At 47.4% G+C, this 20,770-nt stretch carries 7 protein-coding genes; 3 read left to right on the plus strand and 4 right to left on the minus strand.

The genetic code is table 11. The features are described from left to right. Positions 1-2: 2 nt before the first annotated feature. Genes MHN32_RS09870 through MHN32_RS09880 form a run of 3 tightly spaced genes read left to right on the plus strand, consistent with a single transcriptional unit; the run spans position 3 to position 15,360 of the window. A complete protein-coding gene (locus tag MHN32_RS09870; protein WP_239421626.1) occupies positions 3-4,541 on the plus strand; it encodes a type I polyketide synthase in 4,539 nt (1,512 codons plus the stop codon). 2 nt (positions 4,542-4,543) lie between these two features. Next, positions 4,544-7,927, plus strand: coding sequence for an amino acid adenylation domain-containing protein (locus MHN32_RS09875; protein ID WP_239421627.1), 3,384 nt, complete (start codon positions 4,544-4,546; stop codon positions 7,925-7,927). Continuing rightward, a complete protein-coding gene (locus MHN32_RS09880) occupies positions 7,927-15,360 on the plus strand; it encodes a non-ribosomal peptide synthetase (RefSeq protein ID WP_239421628.1) in 7,434 nt (2,477 codons plus the stop codon). The genes MHN32_RS09875 and MHN32_RS09880 overlap by 1 nt, the downstream gene beginning before the upstream one ends. 215 nt (positions 15,361-15,575) lie before the next feature. Here MHN32_RS09880 and MHN32_RS09885 read toward each other — a convergent pair whose 3' ends face one another. The 4 genes from MHN32_RS09885 to MHN32_RS23845 all read right to left on the minus strand — a co-directional run bounded on the left by MHN32_RS09885 (position 15,576) and on the right by MHN32_RS23845 (position 20,761). Further along, positions 15,576-17,759 (minus strand): TonB-dependent siderophore receptor, encoded by a 2,184-nt coding sequence (locus MHN32_RS09885; protein WP_239421629.1) that lies wholly within the window; start codon positions 17,757-17,759, stop codon positions 15,576-15,578. Positions 17,760-17,845: 86 nt separating this feature from the next. Next, entirely contained in the window at positions 17,846-19,150 is a 1,305-nt protein-coding gene (locus MHN32_RS09890; RefSeq protein ID WP_010607670.1) for a lysine N(6)-hydroxylase/L-ornithine N(5)-oxygenase family protein, read from the minus strand. A 472-nt stretch (positions 19,151-19,622) separates the two neighbouring features. Next, a complete protein-coding gene (locus MHN32_RS09895) occupies positions 19,623-20,039 on the minus strand; it encodes a biopolymer transporter ExbD (protein ID WP_239421630.1) in 417 nt (138 codons plus the stop codon). Then, positions 20,039-20,761: a MotA/TolQ/ExbB proton channel family protein gene (locus tag MHN32_RS23845; protein ID WP_010607668.1), complete on the minus strand. Its 723-nt coding sequence runs from the start codon at positions 20,759-20,761 to the stop codon at positions 20,039-20,041. Before MHN32_RS23845 ends, MHN32_RS09895 begins: the two co-directional genes overlap by 1 nt. Positions 20,762-20,770: the final 9 nt, after the last annotated feature.

The following is a 20,770-nucleotide window of genomic DNA, read 5'->3' on the forward strand; positions in this document are numbered from 1 at the left end:
GCATGACTACAGAAACTTATTCAAGCACAGATATTGCCATTGTCGGCCTAGCAGGTCGTTTCCCAGGAGCTGAGAACGTAGATGCCCTGTGGGAAAACCTAAAAAACGGGGTTGAATCAATCAAAACCTTCACAGAGGCAGAATTACGTGAACTTGGGGTGCCGGAAGCGACTATTGCTGACCCCAACTTTGTCCCTCGGTGTGCATTGTTGCCTGATCAAGACAAGTTTGACGCGTCATTTTTTGGCTATTCACCGCGTGAAGCCGAAGAGCTTGACCCGCAGCAACGTCTCTTTTTAGAAACCGCTTGGCAGGCGCTGGAAAATGCTGGCTACGATGGTGACAAGTGTGACTTTCCAATAGGTGTCTATGGCGGCTGTGGCGTAAACACTTATCTAATCTCTAATTTGATGCAAAGTGGCCGTTTTAGCGATCTTGGTAATATCTCGCAGCTACAAGCGCTGATGAACGGTAATAACAAAGATGCCATGACCATGACACTGGCCTACAAACTAAACCTAAAGGGCCCTGCGGTAACGGTACAAACGGCGTGCTCAACTTCCTTGGCTGCAGTCCACATGGCGACACGCTCATTATTGAATTATGAGTCAGATATGACCTTGGCTGGCGGCTCATGGTTGAACTTTTTGCATCAGGGCGGTTATGTATATCAACCCGGCGCAATTTTGTCTCCAGATGGTCACTGTCGTCCGTTTGACGCAGATTCTCAAGGGACGGTAATTGGTTCTGGCTCTGGTGTCGTGGTACTTAAACGCCTTGAAGATGCAATGGCTGATGGCGATACCATTTATGCCGTGATCAAGGGCTCTGCAATGAATAATGATGGTAATACTAAAGCAGGTTACACCGCACCTAGTGTGGATGGGCAGGCTGAAGTTATCGCCGCAGCACTGGAAATGGCTGATACCCCGGCAGAGAGCATTGGTTACGTTGAAGCGCATGGTACCGGTACGGTGATTGGCGACCCCATTGAAATTGCTGCGCTCACCCGCGCCTACCGAATGGATACTGAGCAAACGCAATATTGTGCTGTAGGCTCGGTAAAATCGAATGTTGGCCACCTAGATGCAGCCGCAGGGGTTACCGGGTTAATTAAGGCCGCGCTGACAGTGAAGCACGGACAAATCCCGCCGAGTTTGCACTACAAACAAGCTAACCCAGAAATTGACTTTGCCAATAGCCCGTTCTATGTCGCGGATAAGCTGACGCCTTGGTCAAATGAAACAGGCCCACGCCGTGCTGGGGTGAGTTCATTCGGTATTGGTGGCACCAATGTGCATGTGGTCCTTGAGGAGCCACCAGTTCAACGTGCGACGCAGTCGCAGCGCAACTGGCAAATCTTACCGCTGTCGGGCCACACCAAAACTGCACTGGCCAGTCGCCGCGAGCAGTTAGCAACTTGGTTTAAGCAAGCTAGCACTCAGCCTTTGTGGCAAGACAGTGCTTACACTTTGCAAGTGGGTAGGAAAGGCCTAACCCATCGTGCCGTCGTGGTGGCGCAAAATAGTGATCAAGCGATTGCAGCACTGGCTGACGATACCAGCACATTAAGAGCGCAAGGGCAGTTAACGGTTTCAGGTGACAGGCCCGTTACCTTTATGTTCCCAGGGCAAGGTTCGCAGCATATCAATATGGCCCGCGCACTGTATGAGTCAGAAAGCGTGTTTAGAGATGCATTTGACCGCTGTCGGGAGGGCCTGATAGCGCATGTTGGGCAAGATATTAAAGACCTTATTTTTGTTGATGAAGCGGACGTTGAGCACGGTGCGGCGCAACTAAAACAAACCTCAGTCACTCAGCCGGTATTATTTGCTGTGGAATATGCATTGGCGCAGCAATGGTTGGCGTGGGGAGTAAAGCCCAGTGCTATGATTGGCCACAGTATCGGCGAATACGTCGCCGCGTGTATTGCGGGGGTGTTTAGTTTAGAGGATGCATTATACCTGGTCGCCAAGCGGGGCGAATTTATTCAGGCGCAAGCACCGGGCTGTATGTTATCGGTGGCGCTCTCAGAAGCCGCTTTAGCTCCTTATCTTGATACCGACAATCTTGAGCATAAAGTTGAGCTGGCAGCGGTGAATAGCCCTGAAAACTGTGTTGTATCGGGCTCAGAGCAAGCGATAGCGGCACTATCAAATAGGCTCACTGAGCAAGGGGTCGTAGTACAGCCTTTACATGTTTCCCATGCGTTCCATTCGTCCTTGGTGAGTGATGCAGGTGATCAACTGGCTAAGTTGATTGCTCAGGTTCAGCGCAATGCCCCAAGCATTCCATTTGTATCGAATGTAACAGGCACTTGGATAACCGACCAACAAGCGACCGACCCTCAATATTGGGCGCAGCATTTAGCACAAGCGGTGCGCTTTAACCAAGGTCTGCGCACTATCGTCAATCTTGACAATCCAGAGTCAGAAAATGGCTTAGAACAAACTGTGCTACTCGAAGTGGGACCAAGTAATACGCTAAGTCAACTTGCTGGACGGGATGCAGAAGTAAAAGCGCAAACGAGTATTGTCACTTCGCTACCACACCCAAGAAAAGCGCAAGAGACAGAGCAACACTTTGCCTTAGCCTTGGGACGTTTATGGATTGAAGGCGTAGAGATTGATTGGGATGCCTTGTATGAGCAGACACCTCATCGCGTCGCCTTACCTGTTTACCCGTTTGAGCGAAAACGTTTTTGGATTGAAGCCGATGCAAATATTGTGGCGCAAAACAACCATAACGCCTTGGCACCAAAACCGATTGAACAGTGGTGTTACATCCCTTCATATAAGCGCTCGGTTCCTGATTTAACTCAGCCGGTTGAACTGGGTTGTACTTTGCTATTTGAAACACAGCATAAGGCCTGCGACCTGCTCCTTGATAAGCTACACACGCAGAGCGATAAGCTAATTCGGGTCAAATTAGGGCAAGCATTTCAGCAAGAATCGGATAATGAGTTTGTGATCCGCGCGGCTCAGTTGAGCGACTATCAGCAACTTATTGCAAGCGTGAATCAAATTCATGGTCCTGTATCGCATATATTCCATTTGTGGAGCTTGCCGACCAGCGAGCCTGCTGATTTAAACCAAACTCAACAACAGGGCATGATGAGCCTAATCGCACTTGCTCAAGCACTTGAATCGCAACAGTTAGGTCAGCCGGTTAATTTGAGCGTAGTGAGCCAAGGGTTGGCCGATGTGTCGGGTAATGATGAGATTTCACCCGCTCAGTCGATGTTACTTGGCCCATGTAAAGTCATCCCGCAGGAGTTCCCACACATTCAATGTCAACTGGTTGATTTTGGTGCACAACTTCACGGTGACTGGATAGATTGGTTGTTGTCAGAGCAGCATGGCGAAGCGGGCGAGGTGGTTGCTTATCGGTCTTATCATCGTTGGCTGATGGGCTTTGAAGCGACGGCCAAACCTAAGCAAAATGAAGCGATTTATCGCCAAGGTGGGGTGTACTTAATTACCGGCGGTTTAGGTGGCGTTGGTTTGGTAATGGCTGAGCATTTGGCGGAGCACTACCAGGCTAAATTAGTCTTGCTTGGTCGCAGCACGCCTTCAGAGGCACAACAGCAAAAGTTAGCACAATTGCAATCTTTTGGTGCGCAGGTACTGGTTAAACAAGCGAATGTGGCGGACTTTGAACAAATGGCAGAGGTTGTCGCACAAGCACATCAGCAGTTTGGGCAGATCAATGGGGTGATCCACGCCGCTGGGAGTGGTGCAACGTCCTTAATTAGTTCGACGGATGCTGCGTTTATCGAGCAGATGTTTGCTGCCAAAGTTGTGGGAACGCAACATTTGTTGGCTTTATTTAACGAGCAGCCACTGGACTTTATGGTGTTGTGCTCATCGCTTGCCAGCATTGCAGGTGGTTTATCTAAGGCCGCCTACGCGTCAGCGAATGCCTATCTAGATGGTATTGCACAGCAATACGCTCAGCAATCGGTGCAAACAGGCGGTTATCCAATACTGGCCGTTAACTGGGACAGTTGGCGAGAGGTCGGCATGGCTGGTGATATGGATATGCCTGACGGAGTCGGTATCGCGCCTCAGCAAGGGGTTGAAGTTATGGCGCGCATACTCAGCGCACCAATATTGCCGCAAGTTGCGGTCTCAACGCTCGACCTTCCTGCACGATTAGAAGCCACCAAAGGTAACCTGTTAGATGCAGAATTGACTATGGCAGATGCGACACCTCGCAGTGGTGGCTATGAGCGTCCTGAGTTATCAACGCCATATGTTGCGCCAGAAGATGATTTACAAGTTGGTATTGCGCAAGTCTGGAGCGCCATGTTGGGGATAGAGCAAATAGGTATTCACGATAATTTGTTTGAGCTGGGCGGTGACTCCTTAATGGGGGTACAAATCATGTCGCAACTAAGCAATAAGTTCGAAGTGACCTTGTCGCCAGCATCCTTTTTTAAAGAGCCAACCATATTGGGTCTTGCTCGAGTAATAGAAGCCATTCTAATACAAGAGCTCCAGCAAGAGCTGGCCGAAGAGCTGGCTGAGGGAGCGAAATAAGCATGTCGATCAATGCACTATTGGCAGCGCGCAAAGGTAATATGACACTGGCGCAGAAAAAAGCCATGCTTAAACAGCTCGAGGATAAACAGCCAGTTCAGTCGAGTGCGCCAGTAATTAAAAAACTTGGCAAACTTCAAGCGCCGTTATCGGCGGCGCAGCAAAGGCTGTGGTTTGAGTGGTTGATCAACCCTGAAAATACCGCATACCACCTTGGTGGGGGGATGTGTTTAAGTGGCCATCTAGACAAAGACGCGCTGCGTGCAAGCTTAGATCACTTATCTGAGCGCCATGCTGGGCTGCGTACTCAATTTGTTGAGGGGGAAGGGGCTAAACCTGCGCAAGTGGTTTTGCCGACACTGCGCTTACCGCTGGAATGGGTTGAGCAACACGAATTAGCCGCTGAAGTCGCAGCACTGCAAGCACATGATACAGAGCTGAGTCACGAACAGGCGCAAGAACAGGTTTATAAAACAAGGTTGGCGCGTTTTGCAGCAGCGCCCTTTGATTTACGGACCGGTCCTTTGATGCGAATGCAGTGGTTGCAGTTTGCTCCAGAGCAGCACGTACTCTTAGTCGTGATGCACCACATAATTAGTGATGCGTGGTCGAAGAGCTTGATTATTAAAGACTTCGTTGAAATTTATCAAAAAGCGAGTCTCGCTCAACCCATCACCCATGACGCGAACCGGCTAGATTATACTGACTTTGCTCAGTGGCAAAATGATTGGCTTAACAGTGATGCGGAGCAAGTACAGCAGCAGTGGCAATTTTGGCAGCAGCAACTCACAGGTTCCTTGCCTGTGGTTGAACTTGGTGTGGCAAACTCAGCGAATAGTGTACCTAAGGCAGAGCAACTCGTTACTCAGTTACCCGCGCAATTGGCAGCACAAGTCACACAATTTGCGCGTGAACAAGGGGTCTCGCTATTCGTCGTGTTATTGACTGCGTATCAAGCTTTGCTGCATAGATACACAAACGAAGATGAGCTGCTGACGGCGGTTCCGGTGGCAAATCGGAATCAGTTTGCTACCCATAATGTGGTCGGCTTTTTTGTTAATATACAGCTGATGCGGTTACCTGTTGCTGGTGAATTGACGCTACAGCAGCTATTGCGTAACTGTGCCAAACAGGCATTAGCAATCCAAGCGCAACAAGACATCCCCGTAGATTCACTGATGAAGCGTTTTCAACCTAACTTGCAGGGCGCAACGCCTTATCAAGTGATGTTCAATCACCTCAAAGATAGCAGCAGTGGTTTAGCACAATTGCATGGTGCCTCGTTGACCAATTACTTTAGTTTGACTCAGGGCATAATGTGCGACCTTGCGCTAGATACAACCGAGCTAAGTGATGGTGGCGTGCAATTACAATGGCGTGTTGATAGTAGTAAACTTTCAGCGGCTTGGATCTCTACATTTGATGAGCAATATCAGTCACTCCTGCGCACCTTTTGCCAAGCTCCAGAGACTCAAATTCGCGATCTTTCACTGAACAGTGCTGAGCGGAAAGCCGCTTTAGCGGCGCTTGAATCCGGCGGTAAAACTTCAGCAAGCTTGCTTAGCGTACCTCAAGCATTTGCGCTTCAGGCACAGAAAACCCCAGACGCGATTGCGTTAAGGTTTATGGGCGGGTCTGTCACCTATGCTGAATTACAGCAACGGGTAAATCAATTAGCACAGTATTTGGTGGCGCAAAATATCAGCCATGAGTCGAAAGTGGCATTGCTATTTGAGCGCAGCATTGAGATGGTGGTGGCGATGCTGGCTACGCTTCAAGCAGGTGCGGCCTACGTACCAATCGAGCCTCAACTGCCCGAGGCACGCTTACACTATATTATTGAGCAAAGCGCCTGTGCTTGTATCTTGAGTCATGCTCCAGTAAAAGCGCAGCTGGCAGAGAATATCAGCGCTCAAGTAACATGGCTTGAGCACTTAGAGTTAAGCGCTTATCCAACCACAGCACCCAATGTGACAATCCATTTAGATAACTTAGCCTATGTGATTTATACCTCAGGCTCAACCGGCAAGCCCAAAGGGGTTGCATGTGTACATCGCGGCGTCGCAAATCGTTTGGCTTGGGGGCAAACTCGCTATCAGCTGCAAGGCAGTGATAGGGTGTTGCAAAAAACGCCATTTGGTTTTGATGTTTCTATTTGGGAGTTTTTCTGGCCATTAACGCAAGGTGCAAGCCTAGTATTAGCAGCGCCAGAACAACACAAAGAGCCGACACAAATTCGGCAACTTATTGAAACAGAAGCGGTGACGGTTTGTCATTTTGTTCCCTCCATGTTGCAAGCATTTATGACGGGGATAAGCAGCTCACGCGAAGCGCTGGGCGGAAAAACCTTATGCCCAAGTTTACGCCAAGTATTTACGAGCGGTGAAATGCTTACCTTGCAAACCCAACAGCAATTTTTTAGCTACTTTGAACAAACGGCACTGCACAATCTTTATGGACCGACAGAAACGGCGATAGAGGTGACAAGCTGGCAGTGTCGCCAGCAAGATGACGTTATTCCAATTGGTAAACCTATCTCTGGCGTACAAGCTTATGTATTGGATGGTGCGCTCAATCAAGTGCCGATAGGGGTGGCAGGAGAGTTATATCTCGCCGGTGAGTGCTTGGCGCGCGGTTACTTATCTAGACCGGATCTCAGTGCCGATCGTTTTGTCGCGAATCCATTTGCCGATAGCAACAGCCAAGGCGCTAGAATGTATCGCACTGGCGACAAGGTAGTTTGGAATGATGAAGGTCAACTTGAGTTTTTAGGCCGCTTAGATCAGCAAGTGAAGATCCGTGGTTTGCGGATTGAATTGGGCGAAATAGAGAGCCAGCTAAGGCAATTAGCCAATGTAGTTGATGCTGCGGTGTTAGTGAAAAGTAGCGTTGGTGGCGAGCAATTAGTGGCATATTTGGTGTTAGCAAATGACGCTGAGTTTGAGCCTGATACGCTTAACTCGCAACTCACTACTCAGTTGCCGCAATATATGCTCCCTAGTGTGTTTGTGCAGCTTGAAAAATTGCCGCTCACCGTGAATGGCAAGCTAGACCGTAAAGCTTTACCTGAGCCATCGTTACAGCAATTTTCAACGTTTGCGGCACCACAAGGTGAAATCGAAAGTGGACTGGCCGAGATATGGCAGCAGGTGCTGCAGCTTGAAAAAGTCGGACGTGACGACAACTTTTTTGCACTTGGCGGACATTCTTTACTTGCGGTGGAAACCCTGAGTCAAATCCAAGCACAATTTGGTGTAGACATTGCGGTGCGCGACGCCTTTGCTAATCCAATACTAAAAGACTTAGCTGCAATTATTTCAGCACAAACAAATCCAGAGCAAGAAGATGCCTTGCTCGACTTAGAAGCATTTATGGAGAACCTATAATGAGCAGTGAGGTCATCCAACGCATTGCTGAGCGCTTTCATCAGTTACCTCAAGAAAAACGTCAGCTGGTCTATCAAAAGGTGCAAGCCGATGGGCTGAACATGCGTCAGTTTCCCGTTTTACCTTTTCATCACTCAGCTGAGGCTGCTGAGCTGTCTTATGCACAGCAACGTCAATGGTTTTTATGGCATTTAGACCCAGACAGTGCAGCGTATCACATCACTGGGGGGTTACAGCTTGAAGGTGAGGTAAACCTGAGTGCGTTGACACGTGCTTTTCAACTATTAATTGCTCGTCACAGTTCGCTTCGCACGCAATTTGTACAAGTTGAAGCTGAGGTAAAGCAGCAGGTGCTACCAATCGAGATTGCCAATGATTTTCAGGTAGAGGTAGGAGCAGGTGATAACATTGATGCGGTGCGTCAGCAATGGTTAAACACACCGTTTAATCTCACCCAAGGCAACTTAATCCGCGTGGGGTTACTCACGCTTGCGCCAAACCAATATCAACTGGTGGTGGTAGTGCATCATATTATTGCCGATGGTGGTTCCTTACAGCTTTTAGTGGGAGAATTTGCCGCGCTGTATAGCCAATTGCTTAGCGCTGAAATTGCACCGGGAGATTTATCGAGCCAGCTGGCCCAATCAGCGCTACCAGCACTGAATATTGCCTATGGTGATTATGCTAAATGGCAGAAAGACTGGATGACGGCCGGTGAGCTTGAGCGTCAGTTAGCGTATTGGCAGCAAAAGCTCGGTGACGAACAGCCAGTGTTACAGCTTAAGGTGGATAATGGTTTAGCTCAAAACTCAGAGCATGGCAGCGCTCGCGGTGCCTCACACGCTTGGCAATTACCACAGAGCTTAACGCAGCAGCTAGGTACTTTTGCCACCAGCCATCAGGTTTCTCATTACATGGTATTGCTGACGGCATTTCAGGTATTGCTACAGCGCTATACTGGGATGGAGCAGATCCGTGTCGGTACGCCAATCGCGAATCGACAACGGGCTGAAGTCGCCAATTTGGTCGGCTTATTCGTCAACACCCAAGTGCAGGATAACCGCTTTGACAGCCGCACTTCATTGCAACAGGTTTTAGCACAGGTAAAGGCTTCCACACTTGGAGCACAAGAATATCAAGATTTACCTTTTGAGCAATTAGTTGAAGCCTTGCAACCTGAGCGAAGTAGCGAAGTGCATCCGTTATTTCAAATATTGTTTAACTATCAGTTTGGTGATTTAAGCCAGTTACAACAGTTGCCTGGGCTCAAAGTGGGTGAATTGCCCGCAACCACAGGAGAAGTGCAGTTTGAGTTGGTGTTAGATGCTCATGAAAACCGAGCGGGCGCTTGCTTGTTGACCTTTACTTACGATCAAAAGGCCATCTCCACTCAACGCATTGTTCGCATGAGTCAGCACTTTGAGCGAGTGCTTGCTGCCTTGCTCACTGAGCCGACTATGGCCCTTGGTGACATTAACTTGCTAGACGATAGTGAAACGCAGCAATGGCAGCGTTGGGGGTTAAATCCACAACTAGAAGACACCACCCCAGTGCAGCAAAAGTTTAGCCGTTTGGCTGACACCCAGCCAGATGCAGTGGCAGCGGTATTTGCAGATTTAACGTTGAGCTATAAACAACTGGATGAACGTTCAAATCAGCTTGCGCAGCACCTTCAAAGCCTAAATATTGGTCGCGAAGATAGAGTCGGTGTAGCGCTACAGCGCAGTATGGATACGGTAGTGACGTTATTAGGCGTGTTAAAAACTGGCGCTGCCTTTGTGCCTATGGACCAAGATTATCCGCCAGAGCGACTGGCTTACATCGCAGAAAATAGTCAACTCACAGCCATTATCACTCACCCTGACGCACAGTCGAAATTAACCGAGGTGCTGCAAGATACGCAGATCACACACCATTTGGCTTCTCTGCCAGTCGTCAACTTAGCACAATTGCCTTGGCAAACGTTGTCAGCTCAACCGCTCGATGTGGCTATTCATCCCGAGCAATTGGCTTATATGATTTATACTTCGGGCTCAACGGGTCGCCCGAAAGGAGCTGCGATCAGCCATCGTGCACTGAGTAACTGCATGGCATGGATGGCAAGACAATATTCTCCACAACCTGAGGAAGCGGTATTGCACAAAGCCGCTTTTGGGTTTGACGTGTCTTGCTGGGAGATTTTCTTCCCTCTGAGTGAAGGGATGTCTGTGGTGGTTGCAAAACCTGGTGACCAACGCGATCCGCTCGAACTGAAGCGACTTATCCAACAACAAAGCGTTGCAATAACCTCATTTCCTCCTGCTTTATTACAGGCCTTTATCGAGCTACCTGATGTGGCCGAATGCACCTCGCTGCGGCATATCATGTGTGGTGGTGAAGCCGTGCCTGCTGAATTATTCCGTGACACATACAAGGCACTGCCTGATGTTGTGATGAACAACTTGTATGGGCCAACAGAAACCACAATTCATGTAACCCACTGGCCTTTTATTAACGACAATAGAAGCTTAGCGCCTATTGGCCAAGGTATTTCACAAACCCATACCTATATTTTAGATGCCAGTTTAAACCCCGTGCCAGAGGGCGTTACTGGAGAGTTATACATAGGAGGCATCCAGCTGGCCAGAGGGTATTTTGCCCGACCAGATTTAACCGCCGAACGCTTTGTTGCAGACAGCGTGTTAGGTAATGGCCAAAGGATGTATCGTACTGGTGATTTGGCGCGCTGGAATCAAAACGGTGAGATTGAATACCTAGGTCGTAGTGATGACCAAGTACAGATCAGAGGGTTTAGAATAGAACTAGGTGAAATTGCCGAGCAGTTAAGACGCTTACCTCAAGTGCGCGAAGCCAAAGTATTAGTGAAACACTTGGCGACCGGCGATAAATTGGTCGCTTATGTAACTGGTAGTATTCAAGATGAGCAGCAATTAGCTCAAGCGCTTGGTGAAAATGTCCCGGATTATATGGTGCCCAATGCGTTTGTGGTGTTAGATAAAATGCCACTGACAGCCAATGGTAAAGTCGATAGCAAAGCTTTGCCTGAGCCGCAATGGGCCAAAGCGCAAGAATACAGCGCACCGATAGGTGAGGCTGAAACCATGGCTGCACACCTATGGGCAGATTTACTCGGCCTTGAGCGAGTGGGCAGGGATGACAACTTCTTCTCGTTAGGTGGCCACTCATTGCTGGCGATTAAGCTGGTGGAGCGTGCCCGCCAAGCTGGCTGGCAAGCACAAGTGAAAACCCTATTTAGTCAGCCAGTGCTCAAACACTTCGCGGCTGCCCTTACGCCTTACCGCCAAGATACGGCACCAGAAACCGCATGGTCAGGGATTGCGACGGATACCGCTGTTATCACCAGTGAAATGCTGCCATTGGTCAGTCTAGATAATGATCAGATAGCTAAAGTCGTCGAGCAAGTAGATGGGGGCGTACAAAATGTCCAAGACATTTATCCGCTGGCACCGCTGCAGTCGGGAATTTTATTCCACCATACTTTGCAAGAAAAAGGCGACGCTTACATTACGCCTAATCTATTACGTTTTGAAAGCCGCGCGCAGCTAAGTGCATTTGTTGATGCGCTTAACCTGGTTATTGCCCGTCATGATATTCTGCGGACAGCCATTTTTTGGCAGGGCCTGCCTGAGCCTGTGCAAGTCGTGCAGCGTCAGGCCAAAGTGGAAATCAAGTGGTTAGATTATGCCTGTGATGCGCCATTAGCTGCTGATGAAGCAGGCTTAACGGCAGCAGCAAGACGCTTAAATGAAGCCGTAGATCCAACCCACTTTAGACTAAACACACAGTGTGCACCTTTAATTGCCGCCATCGCTATTGCCGAAGTGCAAGACGAGACCTGCTGGTTGCAACTGCCGAGTCATCATTTAGTGATGGATCACACCAGCTTAGAAGTACTCGTTGAAGAAGTGCAGATGATTTTAGCGGGTAATGCCGCGCTACTGCCAGAGCCTGTGCCGTTTAGACATTTTGTGGCGCTAGCGCAGCAAAACCCAGAGGCCGAAGCGGAGCAAAATACGTTCTTTAGCGAATTATTAGGGGATATAGAAACGCCAACTGCGCCATTTGGGTTGTTAGATATTAAGGGCACAGGTGAGGACATTCTAACGCACGAAACTGCCGTGCCTGAAGCACTGGCCGCCCAAGTGCGCCACCTTGCCGTAAAGCAAAACACCAGTGCTGCGGCGGTATTCCACCTAGCTTGGGCGATGGTGCTACAAAAGCTGACCGGACTAAATGATCCGGTATTTGGCACGGTGATGTTTGGCCGCTCACAAGGTGGAGAAGGCGCCGATAGGGCTGTTGGCATGTTTATCAATACATTGCCGATCCGTTTTCGATTGCGCCAAGCAGATCTTAAATCAGGATTGCAACAAGCGCAGCAGCTGTTAACTGCGCTTATTTGCCATGAAAGTGCGAGCTTATCCAAAGCACAATCTTGCAGCAACGTAGCGAAAGGAACGCCGCTGTTTTCGACGCTGTTGAACTATCGCTATAGCCCAAATGCGCACAAACATGGTGATTCGAAAAAGCTCTATGTTACCGATGATGGCTGGCAAGTATTTGGCGGTGAGGAACGCACCAATTACCCTATTGGAGTTTCTATTGACGATGCTGGCGATGGCTTTAACATCGTAGCGCAAACACTACCGAGTGTTGAACCTGCGCAGTTGTGTGGCTATTTACTGAATGCTTTGACTCAGCTTGTCGCAGAGCCTGCACTAAAACAGCTAGGTGATTGGCAAGCGTTGACTGACAATGCGTGGCAAACTCAGCGCTTGTGGAGCGAAAACACCACCAAAGAGAACACCCAGCAAGCGGTCTACCGCTTATTTGAAGCACAGGTGCAAAAACAGCCTGACGCTATTGCCGTCACATTTAAAAACAATCACGTGCGTTACGCTGAGCTTAACCAACAAGCGAATCAGCTCGCGCATTATCTACAATCACGAGGCGTGGGTATAGAGAGCCGAGTCGCTGTGGGCATGTGGCGTAGTGTTGAAACCGTGATAAGTCTGTTGGCAATCATGAAAGTGGGTGCCTCGTACGTACCACTAGATTTAGATTATCCAGCGGAGCGTTTGCAATATATTGTGGCATCGAGTGGCGTACAGTTGCTATTGACTCATGCTGAAGGGGTAGATGCACTGCCGCCATTCCCTGAGCAGATCACGCAGTGTGTATGGCAACAGATAGACTTAGCGCCATACAGCCAAGATAATCTCATTGTCGATGCTCACCTAGAGCAACTGGCTTATGTGATTTATACCTCAGGCTCGACGGGACGACCTAAAGGCGTGGCTATTAGTCACCGCTCACTGGTTAGCTGTATGCAGTGGATGCAGCGCGAGTATCAACTCACACGGGAAGATGCGGTGTTACATAAGGCGCCGTTTGGCTTTGATGTGTCTTGTTGGGAGCTATTTTTCCCACTGAGTCAAGGCGGCCGCATTGTAGTATCTGAACCCGGAGATCATAAAGATCCAGACAAATTAATTGCACTTATCAAGGCGCAACAAGTTACAACAGCAAGTTTTGTACCGACGATGCTACAAGCCTTTATTGAGCAAACTAACCCCAATGAAGAGAACTATTTACGTAACATTATGGTAGGAGGAGAGGCTGCGCCACCGGAACTTCGTCAACGTATGTTCGCCGCGCTGCCAAATGCCAAGGTGCATAATTTATATGGACCAACAGAAACCACAATTCATGTGACCAACTGGGAGTTTACGCAAGCGCCACGAACCACAATTCCAATCGGTCGTGCTATCTCAAACACCAGTTGCTACGTACTCGATGAATACTTGACGCCAGTTCCTCAAGGGGTAGTAGGTGAGCTCTATTTAGGTGGAGTAGGGTTGAGCCGGGGTTATCTTAACCGCCCTGACTTAACTGCAGAGCGGTTTGTTGCCGATCCGATATCCGCATCAGGTGGTCGCCTTTACCGTACCGGTGATTTGGTGCGTTGGAATAAAGAAGGGCTGATAGAATACATGGGCCGACTTGACCACCAAGTTAAGATCCGAGGCCTACGTATTGAACTTGAAGAAATTGAAGCTCAGCTTGCAAGTATTAGCGGTATTCAAAAAGCCGTTGTATTAGCAAAGCCTTCGCCATCAGGCGAGCGTTTAGTTGGCTATGTGCAGTCTCAACAAGTACAGTCAAGTGATGAGCTAAAAAGCATCTTAGCCAAAGTCTTACCCGACTATATGGTGCCAAACAGCATTTTGAGTCTTGAGCGCTTGCCACTTAGCCCGAATGGGAAAATTGACCGCGACGCTTTACCGGAACCGGTTTGGCAAGATAGCGGAGAGTTTGTTGCGCCAATAAACGACATGGAGCAAAGTGTGGCGCAAGTCTGGTCTGAGGTTTTAGGAATCAATAATATCAGTCGTTTTGCTAATTTCTTTACGCTTGGCGGCGATTCTATCGCATGTCTAAAAGTGGTGTCATTGATGCGCCAACGTGGTTTTGAAATGGCGGTAAAACACATGTTTGAAACCGCAGATCTGAGTCAGTTAGCCTTGCAGTTGACTGAATTGCAAGGCGCTACCGGCTCTGGAAATACACTTTGTAGCGAGCCTATTATCGCACTGAATCAAAAATCAGCTGCTGCAAGTGCGCTATTTTGCTTACATGATGGTTTTGGTAAAGTGTTGGACTACACCACTTTGGCAAGGCATCTCGATGGCAAGCGTACGGTGTACGGGCTGACTTATCAGCCTGGTTCTTTAACTGGACAAGCTGCTGATTTATCTGCACTGGTGGCATCGCATCTGAGCGAAATTCGCAAAGTGCAAGCTCGCGGACCATACCGTTTATGTGGCTGGTCTTTAGGTGGCGTGTTGGCGCACGCTATTGCCGCTGAGTTAGAACAACAAGGTGAGCAAGTAGAGCAGCTGCTTTTACTTGACCCTTACTCGCCACCTAATGCAAGTGCACAGCGCTCAACACTGGCAGAGCAAATAGGCCCAATGATGCAGCTACAAACTTTCTTCAGCTTATTACTGAGCGAAGAAAGTGGGTTTGCCTTGATGCAAGACGTTGAAATACAAAGTACGCTGGCTGAATGTTCTGCTCAACAGCAGATATCAAGTGATGACATTCAAAGGTTGATGCAGCAAGTGTTTGAGCACCCAAGGACGGAGTTTATGACGGGTTATGGACAGTTAACGGCTCAAGACTTATACGATTTATATCTGGCCTTCCAACCGCTATTTTTGGCTGCTGTCAATATTGAGACGCTGCCTGTTTTCACCGGTAAGGCTGAACTGTTTTGGATGAAAGATCGAGAACAAGCGCATAAAGCATGGTGGTACGAATGGTTGAATAGCCAAAGTGTTTCGTCTCACGACTTGGATGTTGGACATTTCGCGGTGGTTAAAGATCGCACTGTATTAGAACGTGTCTAGCGAAGTTTAAAGTTAAAGTATAAAGCGGCTCTAAGTCGCTTTATTTTTATCTTTAGGGTTGTCTTTGGAAATAATACCAATTGAATTAATTCTTCAATCAATTTGAAGGGTGAAATATCATATTAGCTTCGTTAAATATTTCTCATTTAGAACAACTAAATAGCAAAATTTTTGCCTTGCTACTAAAGCTATTTCCCCGCTTCAAAATAGCTCATTTACTTAATACAATTGGTATAGCGACTGCCATAGGAGCAGGATGTTTCACCACATGAAGCGATAACCTTTTTGTCGGTTAGATTACGCACATTGAGTGCAAAGCGCCATTGTGCCAGATCATAGCTTGCCATGGCATCAAACAGGGTGTAACCCTCAACGGTTTTAGGTGCTTTTTCACCAGTACCTTTGTTACTACCCGTGTAACGTGCGCCTAAACCTACAGTGAAGTCGTCAGTAAGTTGATAGTCACTCCAGATATTAAACTGATGCTTTGAAACTGCTTTATCCTGTTTGCCGACTTCGTCAGCAAGTCTTGGATCTAGACCACTCTCAGTGACATCCGCTTTTGGAATGTAAGCGTAAGAAGCGGTTAAGTTCATTTTTTCAGTTGGTTGCACAAAGGCATCGAACTCTAAACCGCGCACAACGACGGCACCCGTTTGTTTGTAGCCAGCAGGTTCGGTTGTCCATACCCACTGAGTGAAGTCACTACGCTCAATCTCAAATACCGCTGCACTATAGCTTGAAGTTGAGTCCTTTGGTTGATAGCGTACACCGGTTTCGTATTGTTTACCTGTTTCAGGTGAGAAAGGACGAGCGGTAGCAGGGTCAACATTGGTTGTCGGTGCAAAAGATTCAGAGTAGCTAAAGTAAGGTGCTAAGCCGTTGTCAGCTAAATAAACAACCCCGGCGCGAGCACTAAATTCTCTGTCTGTACGCACTGATGTCGGGTCTACTTGACCTTCTAGCGTCTCATTTTTTAGCTTTGCTTCATCCCAACGACCAGCCAAAGAAATGATGATCTTCTCATTAATTTTGATTTGGTCTTGGATATAAATACCAAATTGCTCTAGCTTGGAAACACCCTTGATATTAGGTTCAGGCTGGATCACACTTGAGCCGTAAGTCGGGTTAAAGATATCAAGATCAGCTAACACACCGCCGTAGCGCGCTCTCACTTCAATCTCTGTATCTTGATAATCGGCACCAATGAGTAATGTGTGTTCTACGTTGCCGTGTGAAAACTGACCGATCAAATGCGTGTCGATAGTAGCGCCGCTGACTTTCTCTTTACTTGATAGTGGAGTACGGGCTAAGTAACGGAAGTTTTCAGGGTCATTTGGGTTATCAGCATTTTTTTGCGCCCATTTACCCCAAATGATGCCATAGTCAACGTCAAATTCTGCATAGCGCGCGTGTTGCTTGATTTGCCAGCTGTCATTGAAATGATACTCGCCTTTATAACCTACTACCCACTGCTCTTGGTTGTAGCGGTTGAAATCAGGCTCACCAATCAATGTTGAAAACGGGATTTGGCCGTTAGGGTTCGGCAAAATAGTACCTGTTGTTGGGTAGGCGTGCCAAGCAGCGCCAGACTCAATGTCGTAGTATTGTGAGTAAAAGGTAATTTTCCCTTGGCTACTTGGTTGCCAAGTCATTGACAGTGCTAGGTAGTCGCGATCGTTTTCTAGTGGATCGGTACTCAAATCAGATTTTTTGGTTAAGCCTGTCACGCGATATAAATACTCGCTGTCGTCGTCAATTGGACCTGACATATCAACGGCTAGTTGTTTGAGGCTGTTATTGCCAAGCTTGATCTGCAGCTCATTTTGCGAAAATGGCGTTGGCATTTTACTAACTAGGTTTACTACGCCACCCGGACCATTTTGACCATATAATACCGAAGAGGGGCCTTTAAGAATTTCTATACGCTCCATACCGTAGCTTTCGGTCTGCCATAAACCCCAGTTACCACTGTTACGGATCTGAAGACCATCTTGGTAGAAACCAGGTGCATAAGCATCGAAACCACGAATGTATAACCAATCGTATTGTGGTAAGTCACCCCAAGGTGCGGTATTCACACCTGCGGTATATGATAATGCTTCTGTTACACGCGTTGCGCCAATGGCTTCAATTTTATCTGCGGTGACAACATTGATGGTTTGTGGCACTTCAATTATTGCAACATCGATTTTTGAGCCAGTTGCACTGCGGCGTGCATTGTAACCTTCAACCGGACCTGTTGCCGTTTCTTGGTCGGCATCAGCATTGACGGTAACCGCTTTTAGTTTGCTTGGCGAGTTACCTTCAGCATGCGCAGTTGATACCAGTGTTAAACCTAAAATGGCGGCAGCAATGGGTGATAGGGTTAACAATGGGGTTGAGCGTTGTTGTTTCACAAAGACTCCTTATTATTTTTGAGAAGCAGATTTAATTATTTGGTGATTGAGCAGAGCTTTTCTCAATCACCCGTTTTAGTTCGAGGCTAGTCCACTAGCGCCGTGTTATCAGTAACTTGAGGCGTTGATGTTTGTTTTAGTTGTTTAAGTACCTCACCAATTTCTTGGCTACGGACTGCCAAAATTGATAATAAAGTATCGCTCAGTCCATGGGAGCTTTCGCATGCGCCTTGCAAGAAAATATTCGGTTTAAAGTCTTCCGTGCTTTGAATGCGGTAGTCGCGTCCCACAGTAAAGTCACCTAAGTATTTTGATAAAGGCGCCAATAGCGTTTTGTGCTGATCTCGTACATAGCCTGTTGCCAACACTACCGCATCGTAGCTACACACTTTAGTGTCGCCAGTTTTGCGGTTTGTGAGGGTTAGATGAATACCGTTTTCGTCCGCATCAACCGCTGCGACTTCTGTGCTAGAAAGGAAGCGATGGCGATAGTGGCTGCGTACTTTTTGTTCGTAAAATACGCCGTAAATTTGTTCGATAAGGGGTAAGTCAGGACAAGCGTAATTGGTCTGGCGGTATTCTTTTAAGAAGGCTTCGCGTTCGATATCGGATTTGGAGAAAACTTTATCAGTATATTCTGCATTGAAGATTTCATTTACAAATGGACTGTCGTCCGATGGCTTAATAGAGTTTGCACGAATAACAAAATCGACTTGGTTATCATCTGCGCGGCCGTGTAAATCCATAAATATTTCGGCGGCACTTTGGCCTGCGCCAATTACGGCAATTTTCTTAGCTGTGTTATTTGCTTCAATAGCAACTTTGTAATCATTACTGTGGAATACGCGGGTGTCGCCCGCCAGCTTTCTAAATTGTTTTGGTATATATCCACCACCACCAATGCTGACGACTAGGTTATCTGTTTCAACTACTTTTTCACTGCCATCAACACCTCTGGAATGCACTTGTAGCGCAACAACTTGTTCGTTTTCTAAAATCGGTTGGACATCAAATACTGTTTCGCCATAGCTGGTTTGATCTTTAAAATGCGAAGCCGCCCATGCTAAGTAGTCGTTAAACTCATGTCGGCTTGGGAAAAATGTTTGAAGGTTGATAAAGTCTGCTAAGCGATTTTTTTGGTGTAAATAGTTAATAAACGTAAATTCACTTTTAGGATTACGAATAGTGACAAGGTCTTTCAAAAAGGAAATTTGCATGTGGGTGTTTTCGAGCATCATATTTTTATGCCATGAAAACTCTGGCTGACGTTCCATAAACAAGGCATGGTTAGCCCAATCTGTTAGACCTTGCTCGCGAAGTGCGATTGCTAGTGCAATATTAGAAGGTCCGAAGCCAATACCTACTAATGAAAAGCGAGATGTGTTGTTCATACTTAATCCTCACAGTTACGGTTAGCTACTGCTATTGTCCTAGGGCCTGCTGAGCGTCAAGACCGACAGGGCGCTATTAATACCAATTAGTCTTAATACTTGCTCAATTTGAAGGAGTAAATCTGACGCTAACCGCGTTAAAAATTTCTCATTTAGAACAACTAAATAGCAAAATTTTCGCCTTGTTATCGACAAGATTTTCTCGCCTCAAAATAGATCACTTAATTAAGCGAATTGGTATGACTATCAGAAGCTCAACTAAAATTATGTTTTGGATTAGACGAGTGAGAATTTAATTTATTTAAATATTTATGAAATTAATTCGTATTTAAACTGTCTAACGAGATCCTTCGTCGTTTAGTGCCTAATCTCTGCCCGTTGCACTGTGTTAAAAAAGCTAAGTTCTATCTATTTATCAATCTTCATAGCGCTATAACAAGGCGACACCCCGCTTAGCGCTATCTTGCTTTTATTACTTGGTTTGTGTCACAAAGTTCAGCGAGTTAACGCCCGATTGCTGCGCCAGTGCCATAACCTCGACTATTTTTTCATAGGGGACTTTGGCAGCGCCTTGTAATTGGACCGGAGGCTGAGGTGATTGTGCTGCAACTTCAACTAAACGTTGTTTAAGTTGCGCGAGCGTGATGGCTTGTTGTTGCCACTGAATATCACCATTCGCTTGTACTATCAAAGAAACGCTGTCGGGCAATATCTCTGCGCTGGTTTCTTGCAAGGCTGCTTTGGGCAGCTCTACTTCAATGGACTGAGTGATCACAGGCATGGTGATAATAAAAATGATCAGCAATACCAGCATCACATCCACAAGTGGTGTCATGTTTATTTCAGCCATGACCTCTTCGTCATCTTCAAACCCTTGGCCAAACGCCATTATTTACCTCCGACCGATTTAAATACTGGGCGCTTAGCGTTTGCATTTGGTGCAGAGCCCATCAGTAAGAATGCGTGTAATTCGTGAGCAAAGTGGTTCAGGCGGTTTACAACGCGTTTGTTTCCCCGAGTGAGTGCGTTGTAACCCAGTACTGCGGGGATAGCGACGGCAAGGCCAAAAGCAGTCATAATTAATGCTTCACCCACAGGACCTGCTACTTTGTCGATACTTGCTTGGCCACTAACGCCAATGCTTATCAGGGCATGGTAAATTCCCCATACAGTGCCAAACAAGCCGATAAAGGGAGCGGTGGCACCAATGGAAGCGAGTATCGCTAAGTTACTCTGTAGTTCCGATTTACTTTCGTCAATAGAAGTTCGTAAGCTGGCAGTTAACCATTCCGCGATAGGTAAATTACCATGCAAATCTTCTTTGTGTTGCTCATGATGCGCCTTGGCATGCATGCCTTCGTTGACCAGTGAACTAAAGGGCGTCGCTTGGCCCGTTGGAGTTTCGAGCAATAAAATACCTGACTGCACATCTTGTGCGTGCCAAAACTGCTTAGAGCCAACAAGTGGCTGTTTTAATTTATAAAGCTTAATGCCTTTAATTAATATGACGCACCAAGTTGCGATTGACATAAACAGCAGACTAAACGCTACTGCTTTAATGACGATATCGCTTTGTGCCCACATGGCGGCGATTCCGTATGGGTTCTCCATGACTGTTCC

It is taken from the genome of Pseudoalteromonas sp. Of11M-6, assembly GCF_022347905.1.
GTDB lineage: Bacteria > Pseudomonadota > Gammaproteobacteria > Enterobacterales > Alteromonadaceae > Pseudoalteromonas.

What these genes read in the sequence shown, in the direction of transcription:
- MHN32_RS09880 (WP_239421628.1), top strand. Translation starts at nt 7,927, where the DNA reads ATGAGCAGTGAGGTCATCCAACGCATTGCTGAGCGCTTTCATCAGTTA.
- MHN32_RS09870 (WP_239421626.1), top strand. Translation starts at nt 3, where the DNA reads ATGACTACAGAAACTTATTCAAGCACAGATATTGCCATTGTCGGCCTA.
- MHN32_RS09875 (WP_239421627.1), top strand. Translation starts at nt 4,544, where the DNA reads ATGTCGATCAATGCACTATTGGCAGCGCGCAAAGGTAATATGACACTG.
- MHN32_RS09890 (WP_010607670.1), bottom strand. Translation starts at nt 19,150, where the DNA reads ATGAACAACACATCTCGCTTTTCATTAGTAGGTATTGGCTTCGGACCT.
- MHN32_RS09895 (WP_239421630.1), bottom strand. Translation starts at nt 20,039, where the DNA reads ATGGCGTTTGGCCAAGGGTTTGAAGATGACGAAGAGGTCATGGCTGAA.
- MHN32_RS23845 (WP_010607668.1), bottom strand. Translation starts at nt 20,761, where the DNA reads ATGGAGAACCCATACGGAATCGCCGCCATGTGGGCACAAAGCGATATC.